Below are 12,538 nucleotides of genomic sequence, written 5' to 3' on the forward strand. Positions count from 1 at the left end.
CGTCACGTCTTGAACCGCGCGTTTGCCTCGTCCACCCTAGCCGGGAGATGTCGCCCGCCAAGTGGTGACCCAGAGGAAGGAAACGCCCATGCTGACCGCCGGAGACGAATATCCGATCCACCAGACTCCTGAACCCGTGGCCTATGCCGGGTCTGACCGGAATTTCTATGACCGCTATTTTTTCAATGGGTATTCGGCTGATGGCAAAACCTTCTTTGCCGCGGCGATGGGGATCTATCCGCATCTGAATATTATCGACGCCGCAGTCTCTGTGCTGCGCGGCGGCAAGCAGCATTCGATCTTCTTTTCCCGCCCTTTGAACATGGAGCGGATGGATACATTTGTTGGCGGCTTTTCCGTTGAGGTGATTGAGCCGTTGAAGCGGGTCAGGCTGAAAGTGGAAGAGACTGAAGGCATCGCGCTGGACGTGGAGTTCGAGGGCAGGGCCTTCCCGATCGAGGAGCCGCGCTTCACCCGCCGGCAGGGGCCGCGCATGCTGATGGACGTAACCCGCATGACGCAGAATGGCCGTTGGTCCGGTACGCTGCGCCTTGACGGGCAGGAGTTCAAGGTAACGCCGGATACCTGGATGGGCACGCGCGACCGAAGCTGGGGCGTGCGCCCCATTGGCGCGCAGGATACCCAGCCGCTGATCCCGGCGCTGCCGCCGCAATTCTACTGGATCTGGACCCCGACAAACTTTCCAAACCTCTCAATGTTCTATCATGTGAACCATGATGAAGCGGGAGAGGCCTGGAACACGCGCGCCGTGCTGGCCATGGACGGCGCAGGGCAGGGGGAGCTGATCCATCTGGAAAAGCCGCATATGGACATCACCTATGCCAGCGGCACACGGCGCATGAAATCTGCCATGCTGCATCTGGAAGACGGGCAGGGAAATCCGCACACGGTCAGCTTTGAACCAATGGGCAGCTTCCTGATGAAGGGCATAGGCTATGGCCATCCGCAGCGGCGGCATGGTTCCTATCATGGAGACGAATTGTCCGTACTGAGAGAGGATTATGAGCCTGGAAAACTGCCGTGGCAGGATCCGGAAAATCTCCACATTCAGGAGATTGCCATTGCGCGGCATGAAGGGCCGGGCGGGCTGTCCTCTGAAGGAATCGGCGCGTATGAGCAGCTATTCCTGGGGCCTCATGCGCCCAGCGGGTTCAAGGATATTCTGGACGGTGCGTCCTAGAGGGGGCGCGTTGCGACGCCATTCAGGAAAATATCCACTGCACGGCTGACAGTCGCCTCAACCTCTTCCTGTGTTGGGCGGAAATCTGAATCCAGTAGAGCGCGCGATTGCAGGCCCATGCGCACCATGTCCAGGAACAGGCTGGCAAGCTGGGTCGGGTTTTCCGCGCTGATCTCTCCGGCCTCTTCCCTGTCCATCAGGTAGCTGGCCAGAGCCGCACGTACCTTGTCGGGGCCTTTTTCCGAGAAGGATTTCGCCACATCCGGAAACTGGCGCGCGAGGCCCACGATAAGGCGATAGGTTTCCAGAGAGTCCGGGCGCGTCAATTGCGAAACAAACTGGATGCCGATCCGGGTAAGCCCGTCGCGTGCAGGCGCGTGGCTTTGCGATTCAACTTCCATCGCATGGGTGATCTCTGACAGGCTTTCATCCAGCGTTGCCAGAAAGATGCCCTTCTTGTCGCCAAACTGATTGTAGAGAGTCGTCAGAGACCCGCCAGCCCGGCGGACGATTTCCGACATGTTGGCGGCTTCGTACCCTTGTTCCAGGAACACCTCTCTCGCAGCCTGAAGAAAGGCCTTGCGACGCAGTTCGGCGCGATTTGTAGGGCTGGGGGGAGAGTCAGTTAAGGGCATACGTGTAAGGGTGACTTGATTCTTGGGTAATGATCATTACGTTCGGGTCGGTGTAATCATTATTACACATTTTCGGGGTTTATACATCCTGTAGCTGAGAAGACGATGCCATGAACGTGCGCTTTTTAAAAAAATCTCCGCAATCAGACACTGAGATGGCAAAAGGGGAAGGCCCCTTGGAACCGATCAATGATGATATGCCGTTAGCGCAAACAGACAAGCAGGAAGATGGTGGCTACAGCCCGCGCCGCATCATCATGATGCTGGTTGCTGCAGTGGCCATTATAGGTATCGGTTACAAGGCCGTTGACTGGTTTGTTGCAGGCCGGTTCGAGGTTTCCACCGATAACGCCTATATCCGTGCCGACATCGCCACGATCGCCCCAAAAGTGCAGGGCTATGTCACCGAGGTGCACGTTCTGGACAATCAGCAAGTGAAGGCAGGGGACCTGCTCGTAACGCTGGAGAGCGCCGATTATGCGGCCCAGCTTGCCGAAGCACAGGCTGCCTTGTCGCAATCTGAAGCAAATGTCGTGCAATTGCAGGCAAGAGTTGCCTCCGCCGAAGCCGCGCTTGAGACGGCGCAGTCACAGATCTCCGCCCAGCGTGACCGTCTGGCAGAGGCCTCCGCGCAGGCAGATGCCGCCGCTGCCAATGCTGACCTCTCGGCCTCTGACTATACCCGCTATGAAGAATTGGCAGACAAGGGGCATTATCCGAAAGCGGCACTGGAAGCGGTTGCCTCAAAGGACAAGGCCTCTCAGGCAAGCCTGCAGCAGAGCCGCGCCGCGATCACCACAGCGCGTAGCGAATTGAACGTGTCCCAGGCCTCTTACCACCGCGCGCAGGAAGAACTGAGTGCAGCGAAAGCGGCTGTCACAGGCGCGGATGCCAATGTGCAAGCCGCGCGGGCCCGCGTGGAAGCGGCACAACTGAATGCTGCCCGGACCGAATTGCGCGCGCCGATTGATGGCGTTGTTGCCAATCGTGCGGTCACGCAAGGCCAATTGATGAATCCCGGTCAGCAGGCCATGTCCATCGTGCCGGTCCAGTCATCTTACATCATTGCGAACTACAAGGAGACGCAGGTTGAGAACATGCGTGCCGGACAGCCCGTGCATGTGCGTGTGGATGCCTATCCCGGCCTGAAAGTGGAGGGGTATATCGCCTCCATCGCCCCGGCGACCGGGTCGCAGTTCAGCCTGATCCCTCAGGATACGGCAACGGGCAATTTCACGAAGATCGTCCAGCGTGTGCCTGTGCGGATCGACCTGTCAGAGGAGGCGCTGGCCACGGGCCTGATGCGTCCCGGTCTGTCAGTTGAGACGACTGTCGTGACACGGAATGATGGCTGAGTGTCATGCCAGAGAAGACACTCTCCCGGGGTGAGTACATCCGGCTGAATCTTGGCTTTCTGGCCATGGTCATCGGTATGTTCATGGCCATTCTGGATATCCAGATCGTTGCCAGCTCAATCAATGAAATTCAGGCCGCTATGTCGGCCAGTTCAGAAGAAGTCGCCTGGGTTCAGACCGGGTATCTGATTGCCGAAGTTGTCGGCATCCCGCTATCGGGCTTCCTCAACCGCGTGTTCGGCATCCGTAAGCTGTTCGTCATGTCAGCAGGCGGATTTGTGTTGTCCAGTATGTTGTGCGCGACAGCGTGGGATCTGCACTCCCTGATCGCGTTCCGGGCAATCCAGGGCTTCGCAGGGGCCGCGATGGTGCCGACCACAATGGCCGCTGCCTTCACACTGTTCCCGGGCGGACGGTCCATGACCCAGCAGGTGATGATCGGCATGGTGGCGACACTGGCGCCCTCTATCGGGCCGACGCTGGGCGGCTGGATCACACAGCATATGAGCTGGCACTGGCTGTTCCTGGTCAATGTGGTGCCGGGCATTATTGCCATCGCAGCCGTCTGGTTGCTGATCCCGCGACAGAAAATGAACATGAACCTTCTGAAGCGTCTGGATGTGATCGCGCTGATCGCCATGGCCCTGTTTCTGGGTCTGTTGGAATGGGTGGTGGATGAAGGCCCGGGAGACAACTGGCTGCAAAGCCGCGCGATCGTGGAGGCGGGCATTGTCTGTCTTGCCGCGGCTGCGGTGTTTTTCTGGCGGGTCACAAAGAATGATACGCCGCTTGTCGACATTACCGTGTTCAAGGACCGGAACTTTGCCTCCGGTGCCTTTATTGGCTCCATCATGGGCTTTGGCCTGTATGGTGCGACCTTTATTCTGCCGCTCTTCCTGGCGCAGGTGAGGGGGTATTCCTCCTTCCAGATTGGCCAGATCATGAGCGTGGCGGGTATTGCCATGTTCCTGACCGGGCCCATGGCCGGCGCGCTGACGCGGCGGCTGGATGCCCGGATTGTTGTGGCGCTCGGGCTTTGCCTCGCCGCCACCGGGACATGGCTGAATGGCCACCTGACCAGCCAGAGTGGATTTAATGAATTGCTGTGGGCGCAGGCCCTGCGTGGCTGCGGCCTGATCCTGACCATGGTGCCCGTGACCAATCTGGCGCTGGGCACATTGCCGCCGGAGCGGGTGGCGAATGCGTCCGGCCTCTTCACGGTCTGCCGGAATCTGGGTGGAGCGATTGGCATCTCTGTGCTGACGACCATGCTGCAGCATTATAATCGTTTGCATCAGCAGGAGATTTTTGCCGGGCTTTCCCCCGCACGCCCTGAAGTTCAGGCGTTCCTGTCCGGGGCGCAGGCGCGGCTGCAGGCAGCAGGGGTAGCAGACCCTGAGGGGGCCGCCATGGCGCAGCTGGTCATGCGGGCCAAGCTGGAGGCGACCGTCATGACCTACAACAACCTGTTCATGACCATGGCCATGTCATTCGCCATGGTGGTTCTGATCGTCCTGATGCTGGATAAACCAAAGGCTGCGGCTGCCGCGCAACCGGCCCACTAGGCTCTTATCCCCATAGCTCAGGAGTGGGCGGGCTGACCATGCCGTCTGAATAGACCAGGCCATTTGCAATGTCGTCCGCCAGCCAGATCGGGCCGTCCAGGTCCACTGCGTCTGCAAGGCCTGCCAGCAGCATTGCCGGGGCCATGGAAAGGGAACTGGCCACCATGCAGCCAATCATGACGCCCATGCCGCTTTCCCGCGCAGCCTTCACCATACGGATGGCCTCTGTCAGGCCGCCCGTCTTGTCCAGCTTCACATTGACCGCATCATAGCGGCGGGAGAGGTGCTGGATCTCTGCGCTGGTGTGCGCGCTTTCATCTGCGCAGACCGCGATCGGGCCAGGGCGGCGTAGCAAGCCGTCATCCTGCTCTGCCGGGAAGGGCTGTTCGATCAGAACAACACCCAGGCTGGCGGCGCGCTTGACGATCTGGGGAAATTGATCCGGCAGCAGACCTTCATTGGCATCCACGATAAGGCGCGCATCAGGCCGCGCTTTGTGGACGGCTTCGATGCGGGCAAGGTCTTCCGGGTCGCCAAGCTTCAGTTTCAGCAGCGCGCCGGGCGTGGACTTTGCCGCATCCCCCATCGCATCTGGCTTATCCATGCTGACCGTAACCGCCGTCTCGACCGGTTTAGGCTCTGGCAGGCCAGCCAGCTGCCAGACCGGCGTGCCGGTCAGCTTGGCTTCAAGATCCCATAGAGCGCAATCAAGCGCGCATCGGGCGGCGCCTGCGGGCATGGCGGCGTTCAGGTCCTCCCGCGTCATACCGGCTTCGAGGCGGTCTTTCATCTCTTCCAGCGCGGCCTGCACACCGGGCAGGGTTTCGCCATAACGCGGATAAGGGACGCACTCCCCCCGACCTGTCGCACCGCCTTCACGTATGCTCACACGCAGGGTCTCAGCAGAGGTTTTCGCCCCGCGCGAGATAGTAAACGCACGATTTAGATTTGAAGAAACATGTGTGATTTCAAGGGTTCTCTGGGCCATGGAGGGTTCTGATCTGTGAAATTTCATCGACTTCGCTGCGCGGGCGTTAAGTATGTTTGGTTACAGTGATCGGGTGATTACCATTGAATGACTGAGACTAGCACCCCCGAATTCGCGTTGGAAACCAGCGACGAAGAAACAATCCTCCATGTCTCGGGGGATTGGACCGTGCGCACTGTGCAGGCGGTCGATGCCGATCTGCGCGCGCTGTCGCACACTGGCAGGGTCGTGCTCGATGTCTCGGAACTGGGACAGCTGGATACAGCCGGCGCGTTTGTGCTCGACCGAACAGCGCGCCAATTGTCAGATGACGAACCTGAAATTCGCGGCCAGCATTCCGTTGCAGATAATCTGATCAGTCAGGTTCATGCCGTGACAGATGTTGAGGAGCCCAAGCGCAAGCGCAGTGGCGGCCTGATCGACATGCTGGAGCGGACCGGGCGCGGCGTTCACCATGTGCTGCAGGAAGGCGTGGCGACGCTGGCCTTCCTCGGCGAAACCATGGTGACGACGACACGCCTGCTGCTGACTCCATGGAAGCTGCGCTGGACATCTATTGTCGCCGTGATGGAAGAGGCGGGCCTTGATGCGATGCCGATCGTCGCGTTCCTGTCATTCTTTGTCGGCCTGGTTGTGGCCTTTATCGGTGCAACAACGCTGCGTGATCTGGGGTCTCAGGTCTTCACGGTTGAACTGGTCGGCTATGCCATGTTCCGCGAATTGGGTGTTCTGCTGACAGGCATTGTTCTGGCGGGCAGGACAAATTCTTCCTTCACCGCGCAGATTGGCACCATGAAGATGCGGCAGGAACTCGACGCCATGCAGACATTGGGCCTCAAGCCCATGGAGGTGCTTGTCACGCCACGTATCATCGCAATGGTGGTTGTCACGCCTGTGCTGGCCTTTGTCGGAACGCTGTCCGGTGTGCTGGGTGGCATCATTGTCAGCTGGCTGACGCTGGACATCAACCCGACCCTGTTCCTGGACCGTTTGCAGAACACTGTGCCGATTGAGCAATTCTGGATTGGTATGTCGAAAGCGCCGGTCTTTGGGTTTGTAGTGGCACTGATCGCCTGCCGTCAGGGTTTGAATGTGGGCGGCAGTGTGCAGTCGCTGGGCAGCAAGACGACGACATCCGTGGTGCAGGCCATCTTCTCTATCATTGTCATTGATGCGCTGTTTGCCATCTTCTACATGGAGATGGGCCTGTGAGCGACGACATCATTATCCGCATTCGTGACCTCAAGACGGCTTATGGCGATCATGTGGTTCATGAGCATCTGGACCTTGATATCCGCAAGGGTGAGATCATCGGGGTCATCGCTCCGTCCGGGGGCGGCAAGTCTGTCCTTCTGCGGGCGATTATTGGCCTGAAACAGCCAGCGGCGGGCAGTATCGAAGTCTTCGGCAAACAGCTGGAGACGCTGTCGGAAGATCAGCGATCCGAGGTCGAGCGACGCTGGGGCGTGATGTTCCAGGATGGTGCGCTATTCTCGAACCTGACCGTGCGTGAGAACGTCATGGTTCCGATGAGGGAGCATACCAATCTGTCAGAGCAGCTCAGCCGCGAACTGGCAGACATGAAAATCCTGATGGCGGGATTGCAGCCCGATGCCGGGCCGAAATATCCGTCAGACTTGTCCGGCGGCATGCGCAAGCGCGCAGCCCTTGCCCGCGCTCTGGCTCTGGACCCGGAACTTCTGTTCCTGGACGAGCCAACCGCAGGGCTGGACCCGATTACGGCTGCAGCATTCGATCAATTGATCCGCAGCCTGCAAAAGGCGATGGGTCTGACCGTTTTTCTGGTGACGCATGATGTCGACACACTGAACGCAACCTGTGACCGGATTGCCGTACTGGGCGATAAACATGTGCTGGCGGTTGGAACTATAGATGAACTGAGAGCCTTCGATCATCCGTGGGTTCAGGAATATTTCGGAGGTCCGCGTGGGCGGGCCGCGACGGGACACTAGAAAAGGAGCCCGGAGACAATGGAAACGCGTGCGAACTATGCTCTGATCGGAGCCTTTGTGATCGCTGCTGTACTTGCAGTGGCAGCCTTTGTGCTGTGGCTGGGGCAATCTCAATTCCGGCAGGATTTCGAGAATTACGACATTGTGTTTGAAGGCCCGGTCAATCTGGAAGAGGGGGCCTCGGTCCGCTATATCGGCATCAAAGTGGGCGAAGTTTCCTGGGTGCGGATCGACCGGGAAGACGCCTCAAAGGTGCGTGCCCGCATTCGTGTGGATGCCGAGACACCGGTGAAAACGGACTCCACGGCGTCTATCCAGCTTGCCGGCATTACAGGCGTTACCTTTATTCAGATCTCTGCAGGTTCTGCCAATGCGTCAGCGCTGAGGGCGCGGCCGGGGCAGCCCGTACCGGTCATCAAGGCTGAGCGCACGCAGCTGGACGAAATCGTGGCGAGCGGGGCTGAAGTGCTGGGCAAGGCATCCCTGGCGATTGAGAGGGTCAATAAAGTTCTGTCAGACGAGAACATCACCGCAGTGGAAAACTCGATCCAGAATGTGGAGACGATCACACAGAAACTGGCCAGCAATGATGGTGTGATTGAGCAGGCCTCTACGACACTGAAGGATATTTCCGAAGCTGCAGACCGGTTTGATGCGGCCGCAAGCTCCGTCCAGAAACTGGGCGATGATACCAATCGGCAAGTTGCCGAGATCGGCTCGCAGCTGGAAGACCTGATTGATGAAGTCAGCGACGTGGCGTCTAATGCCAACAAGACAGTCGAGGAGAGCGGGCGCGCGGTTACGGCAGCAGCAAATGCTATCGAGGGTCCGGCGGTGCAGGCGCTGGATGATGCCCGGATTGCTACGCGAGATTTGCGTGTCCTGATCAGCCGTCTGGACAAGGTTGCGCGTGAAATTGAACAGAACCCGCAGGGCTTCGTGGTCGGCGACCCGGCCCCATATGAGGAGAAACGCTAATGCTGCGCATACTTACTGCCGGGCTTTGTGCCTTCAGCCTGACGGCTTGCATCTCTGTTTTGCCCGAGCCGAAAGTGCCTCATGGCCTTTATCGCTTCGGCCCGATGGAGGCGGAATATGATCTTCAGGCATCGGTGATTGTGCGGCAACCGGATGCGTCTCGCCTGGTGGCTGGACGCGCCATAGCGGCGGTTGATGAGAGCGGCGCTGTGCGGCTGGTGCCCGGCGTCGAATGGACCGATTCCTCAATGCATCTGATGCAAATGGCCATGCTGGATCTGCTGGAAGGTCCTGGTGGCAAGACAGCCGTTTCACCGGATGCCGGCGGACTGGCCGACTACGAACTTTTCTGGACCGTGACCGATTTTAGCCTTGCCGGAACGACAGGTCATTGCCGCATCCGCGCCAGCCTGCTGGATGGCCGTAGCCGCGACGTTCTGGAGCAGACGGTCGTTTCTGCCTCTGCTGATGCGATAGGAAAGGGCAACCCCGCCCGTGCCAAGGCGCTGGCCGAGGCGGGCCGGAAATGTGTGAGAGATGTTGCTGCTTTCGTTACGGAAAAAGCCGTTCCGCGCAAGGAGAACACGTCGGAGTTCTAAGTCCCGGCGCTTGAAAGAGGCCCATGTGAAAAGCCCCGACTGTTTTGCGCAGCCGGGGCTTTTCTGTCTCAGGGGAGTGAGACGTGATCAGCCGCTCTTCATCTGGTCGAACGGGACATTCTTGTCGACGCGGACATCCTGGGGCAGACCCAGAACGCGCTCGGCGATGATGTTTTTCAGGATTTCATCCGTGCCGCCCGCAATGCGCAGGCCGGGGGCCCACATGAAGCTTTGCTGGAAGATGGCATCTGCCGGCATCCGGTCTGAATCGGTCATGATGCCGTAATGGTCCTGCATCTCGATGGCCGAGTTACAGATATCCTGCAAATGGTTGGCCGTGATGATCTTGCCGATGGAGTTTTCCGGACCGGGTGTCTGGCCACGGGAAAGTGCCGTCTGGGTACGGAACTTGGTCAGCTTGTAGCCCTGGGCAGCGACATACCAGTCAGCCAGTTTCTCACGGAAGGCCTGATCGGACATGGTGCCCGCCTGTTGGGCGTAAGCCATGATCTCTCCCCAGTCGGGGCCAGGCGAGCCGCCAACGGCGAGGCGTTCGTTCATCAGCGTGACGATGGCCACTTTCCAGCCTGCGCCGACGTCACCGAGGCGGTCTGAATCCGGAATGCGGACATCTGTGAAATAGACCTCGTTGAACTCCCGGCCGCCAGATGCCTGGTGGATCGGGCGCACTTCAACGCCGGCCTGTTTCATGTCCACGATGAACATGGTGAGGCCCTTGTGTTTTGCTACGCTCGGATCGGTCCGGGTCAGGAGGATACCGTAATCGGAATAGTGCGCCCCGGAGGTCCACACTTTCTGGCCATTGATGACCCATTCATCGCCATCCTTGACGGCACGGGTCTTGAGGCCGGCCACATCGGACCCGGCAGACGGTTCTGAGAAGAGCTGGCACCAGATCTCCTCGCCTTTCAGAGCCTTGCCGACATAGCGCTTTTTATGCTCGTCGGAGCCGAAAGCGATGACGGTGGGAATGCACATGCCGAGGCCGATGGTGAACGGGCCGGTCGGTGCATCGAACTTGCCTTCTTCCTGGTTCCAGATGACCTGCTGCATCGGGGTGCCGCCCCGGCCGCCGATTTCCTTCGGCCAGGTGATCTGGGCATAGCCGTTTTCGGCCTTGGTTTTTTGCCACTCTTTCGCGCGGCGCATGAATTCGTTGCCATCCACGCGCTGGCGCAAAGGCTTGTCGCCTTTCGCGTCGAGGTGTTCTTTCAGGAAAGTGCGCGCTTCTTCGCGGAACTTTGCTTCTTCAGGGGTGTCATTGAAATCCATAGCGTCATTTCCTCCCTATGCGGCATTCTTTTGTTCAAGAGCGCGGACGAGTTTTTCTTTCCACACTTTGGGGGCACCGGCCTGAACGGCCAGCAGCTTTGCGCGGCGGTAGAAGAGGTGACAGTCTACCTCCCAGGTGAAGCCCATGCCGCCATGGGTCTGGATGTTTTCCTTTGATGCGAACCAGAAGGCGTCGCAGGCCGCGATACGGGCCGCAGCGGCCGCTTCCGGCAGTTCCGCTGAGTTCGTGGAAACTGCCCAGGCACCATAGAAACAGTTGGAGCGGGCCACTTCATTCTTCACATACATTTCGGCCAGCTTGTGCTTGATGGCCTGGTTGCCGCCGATCGGACGACCGAAGGCGTAACGCTCCAGCGCATAATCCTTCGCCATTTCCAGCGCGCGGGAGGCCCCGCCAAGCTGTTCAAAGGCGAACAGGACAGCTGCGCGGTCCAGCAATTCTGTGTTGAGAGCGTCACCATCACCTGCCTTGCCGAGGCGCGTGGCCGGGGCCTTGTCAAACGTGATTTCGGCATGGCTGCGGGTCGGGTCCAGCGTCTGGACGGTTTTGCGGGTCACGCCATCGCCTGTCAGGTCCACCAGAACAAGGCTCGCGCCGGAGCCTTCCTTGGCGAGCACAACTGCGTGTGTCGCGACATCACCATCCGTAACCGGAATTTTTGTGCCGGAGAGCGTGGAGCCGTCAAAGCTGGTTTTCACATTTGAAGCGTCGGCATTACCCGGGCCTTCGCTGGCCGCGTAGCAACCGATCACATCGCCGCTGACAATCTTCGGCAGGATGTCTGCCTGTTGCTGGTCAGAGCCGGCCAGTTTCAGCGCTTCAGTAAAGAAGTAGACCGTCGAAGCCCACGGCACCGGCGCCAGGACGCGGCCCATTTCCTCTGCAAGCACGCAGACTTCCAGCATGCCAAGGCCAAGCCCGCCATGTTCTTCCGGAATGGCTGTGCCCAGCCAGCCCATTTCTACAATCTTTTTCCATACGTCCTGATTGTGGCTGACATCGTCATCATTCAGCACCAGCCTGACGGCGGTCATCGGACATTGGGCTTCAAGAAATTTCCGCGCCTCATTGGCAAGGAATTTCTGGTCTTCGGAAAAGTCGAAGTTCATCTTGTCTTGCGCTCCCCTTGGTGGCCGTGAAGAGGCCACTCGTCTTGTTGCTATAGATCGAAAATAGCGCGGTTTACGTGCGCGGAAAGCCGTCACCCAACGGAAAGGACGGAGTGATTAGCCGACAACCTTACGGAAACTCTGTCAAATTTGACCGTTTCACTTCACGCGAGTGAAAGCCGGGGCAGGCATTTTGGGGAGTTGATACCCGGGAGGTGTTGATGGCCAAGGCGCAATTTCACAAATCCCAGCGCGTTTTCGTCAAACCCGTCGGAACATGGGCGCTGATTGAGCAAGTTATTCCGCATTGGGTTAAGGATGTGGATGAGCCGCTGCGCATTTCTTATGAATGCGGGCTGGGCAGGCAATTCCAGGCGCATGAACTGGCGGCTGAGCAAAACCTGACAGATAAACCTGCCCGCTTGTCCCAGGATGAAGACGATCTTCTGCTGGAGCAGTGGCAGATCGTCCGCCGCAAGGCGAAATGGCGCGTGCGGCTTGGCGAGGTGTCCCTTTCGGAAGCGGGCTCCTATCCGGTGGTGGTGACGGATGAGGATGATATTGGCGGCTGGCGTGTGTCCGGAAGCGAATATGACCGCGATCCGACGCGCATTGAGCACCAGGCGCGGATGATTACCTGCACACCAGACTTACTGCGCGTTGTACGAAAGCTGTCGGAATATGCCTCGGAAAATCCTGATGAATGCCCGGCCGAGCTGAAGCCGGTGGTTCAGCGCTGCGCCGCCATTCTGCGCTTTGTCTATCAAGTGACAGATGAGGACACCGCGACTCCGTCTGTGGTCGCGGCAGAATAGGCCTT

At 58.9% G+C, this 12,538-nt stretch carries 12 protein-coding genes; 8 read left to right on the top strand and 4 right to left on the bottom strand.

Features of this window, described 5'->3' with window-relative positions; translation table 11 throughout:
• Nucleotides 1-88 precede the first annotated feature (88 nt).
• Nucleotides 89-1,201, top strand: coding sequence for an Rv3169 family protein (locus HY29_RS11020; protein ID WP_034796746.1), 1,113 nt, complete (start codon nucleotides 89-91; stop codon nucleotides 1,199-1,201).
• Here the strand turns inward: HY29_RS11020 and HY29_RS11025 are convergent.
• The gene (locus HY29_RS11025) at nucleotides 1,198-1,836 is read right to left on the bottom strand and encodes a TetR/AcrR family transcriptional regulator (protein WP_081811351.1); all 639 of its coding nucleotides are present in this window, start codon (nucleotides 1,834-1,836) and stop codon (nucleotides 1,198-1,200) included. The genes HY29_RS11020 and HY29_RS11025 overlap by 4 nt on opposite strands.
• Nucleotides 1,837-2,012: 176 nt before the next feature.
• Here HY29_RS11025 and HY29_RS11030 point away from each other — a divergent pair, with 176 nt between their 5' ends.
• Both HY29_RS11030 and HY29_RS11035 read left to right on the top strand, forming a co-directional pair.
• Nucleotides 2,013-3,191, top strand: a complete 1,179-nt coding sequence (locus HY29_RS11030) for an HlyD family secretion protein (RefSeq protein ID WP_162176714.1) — start codon at nucleotides 2,013-2,015, stop codon at nucleotides 3,189-3,191.
• 5 nt (nucleotides 3,192-3,196) lie between these two features.
• On the top strand, nucleotides 3,197-4,756 hold the full coding sequence (locus HY29_RS11035; RefSeq protein WP_034796752.1) for a DHA2 family efflux MFS transporter permease subunit: 1,560 nt from the start codon (nucleotides 3,197-3,199) through the stop codon (nucleotides 4,754-4,756).
• 4 nt (nucleotides 4,757-4,760) lie between these two features.
• Here HY29_RS11035 and dgcA read toward each other — a convergent pair whose 3' ends face one another.
• Complete coding sequence (gene dgcA / locus HY29_RS11040) at nucleotides 4,761-5,744, bottom strand: N-acetyl-D-Glu racemase DgcA (RefSeq protein ID WP_034796754.1); 984 nt, start codon at nucleotides 5,742-5,744, stop codon at nucleotides 4,761-4,763.
• A gap of 87 nt (nucleotides 5,745-5,831) precedes the next feature.
• Between dgcA and HY29_RS11045 the strand changes: the two genes are divergently transcribed.
• Genes HY29_RS11045 through HY29_RS11060 form a run of 4 tightly spaced genes read left to right on the top strand, consistent with a single transcriptional unit; the run spans nucleotide 5,832 to nucleotide 9,294 of the window.
• Nucleotides 5,832-6,956, top strand: coding sequence for an ABC transporter permease (locus HY29_RS11045; protein WP_034796756.1), 1,125 nt, complete (start codon nucleotides 5,832-5,834; stop codon nucleotides 6,954-6,956).
• The gene (locus tag HY29_RS11050) at nucleotides 6,953-7,717 is read left to right on the top strand and encodes an ABC transporter ATP-binding protein (RefSeq protein WP_034796758.1); all 765 of its coding nucleotides are present in this window, start codon (nucleotides 6,953-6,955) and stop codon (nucleotides 7,715-7,717) included. Before HY29_RS11045 ends, HY29_RS11050 begins: the two co-directional genes overlap by 4 nt.
• An 18-nt stretch (nucleotides 7,718-7,735) precedes the next feature.
• Nucleotides 7,736-8,695 (top strand): MlaD family protein, encoded by a 960-nt coding sequence (locus tag HY29_RS18525; RefSeq protein WP_051601423.1) that lies wholly within the window; start codon nucleotides 7,736-7,738, stop codon nucleotides 8,693-8,695.
• On the top strand, nucleotides 8,695-9,294 hold the full coding sequence (locus HY29_RS11060; RefSeq protein WP_034796760.1) for an ABC-type transport auxiliary lipoprotein family protein: 600 nt from the start codon (nucleotides 8,695-8,697) through the stop codon (nucleotides 9,292-9,294). Before HY29_RS18525 ends, HY29_RS11060 begins: the two co-directional genes overlap by 1 nt.
• A gap of 87 nt (nucleotides 9,295-9,381) precedes the next feature.
• On the opposite strand, the gene HY29_RS11065 is transcribed toward HY29_RS11060, so the two are convergent.
• On the bottom strand, nucleotides 9,382-10,587 hold the full coding sequence (locus tag HY29_RS11065) for an acyl-CoA dehydrogenase family protein (protein WP_034796762.1): 1,206 nt from the start codon (nucleotides 10,585-10,587) through the stop codon (nucleotides 9,382-9,384).
• A 15-nt stretch (nucleotides 10,588-10,602) separates the two neighbouring features.
• A complete protein-coding gene (locus HY29_RS11070) occupies nucleotides 10,603-11,718 on the bottom strand; it encodes an acyl-CoA dehydrogenase family protein (protein WP_034796763.1) in 1,116 nt (371 codons plus the stop codon).
• Nucleotides 11,719-11,939: 221 nt separating this feature from the next.
• On the opposite strand from HY29_RS11070, the gene HY29_RS11075 reads away from it, so the two are divergent.
• Nucleotides 11,940-12,533 carry a hypothetical protein gene (locus HY29_RS11075; protein ID WP_034796764.1) on the top strand — a complete coding sequence of 198 codons (594 nt, stop codon included), beginning with the start codon at nucleotides 11,940-11,942 and terminating at the stop codon, nucleotides 12,531-12,533.
• Nucleotides 12,534-12,538: the final 5 nt, after the last annotated feature.

Source organism: Hyphomonas beringensis, assembly GCF_000682755.1.
Classification (GTDB): Bacteria; Pseudomonadota; Alphaproteobacteria; order Caulobacterales; family Hyphomonadaceae; genus Hyphomonas; species Hyphomonas beringensis.

Bases quoted from the DNA above. Each gene is read 5' to 3' on its own strand.
- HY29_RS11035 (WP_034796752.1), top strand. From the start codon at position 3,197: ATGCCAGAGAAGACACTCTCCCGGGGTGAGTACATCCGGCTGAATCTT.
- HY29_RS11065 (WP_034796762.1), bottom strand. From the start codon at position 10,587: ATGGATTTCAATGACACCCCTGAAGAAGCAAAGTTCCGCGAAGAAGCG.
- HY29_RS11025 (WP_081811351.1), bottom strand. From the start codon at position 1,836: ATGCCCTTAACTGACTCTCCCCCCAGCCCTACAAATCGCGCCGAACTG.
- HY29_RS11060 (WP_034796760.1), top strand. From the start codon at position 8,695: ATGCTGCGCATACTTACTGCCGGGCTTTGTGCCTTCAGCCTGACGGCT.
- HY29_RS11070 (WP_034796763.1), bottom strand. From the start codon at position 11,718: ATGAACTTCGACTTTTCCGAAGACCAGAAATTCCTTGCCAATGAGGCG.
- HY29_RS11045 (WP_034796756.1), top strand. From the start codon at position 5,832: ATGACTGAGACTAGCACCCCCGAATTCGCGTTGGAAACCAGCGACGAA.
- HY29_RS18525 (WP_051601423.1), top strand. From the start codon at position 7,736: ATGGAAACGCGTGCGAACTATGCTCTGATCGGAGCCTTTGTGATCGCT.
- HY29_RS11020 (WP_034796746.1), top strand. From the start codon at position 89: ATGCTGACCGCCGGAGACGAATATCCGATCCACCAGACTCCTGAACCC.
- dgcA (WP_034796754.1), bottom strand. From the start codon at position 5,744: ATGGCCCAGAGAACCCTTGAAATCACACATGTTTCTTCAAATCTAAAT.
- HY29_RS11075 (WP_034796764.1), top strand. From the start codon at position 11,940: ATGGCCAAGGCGCAATTTCACAAATCCCAGCGCGTTTTCGTCAAACCC.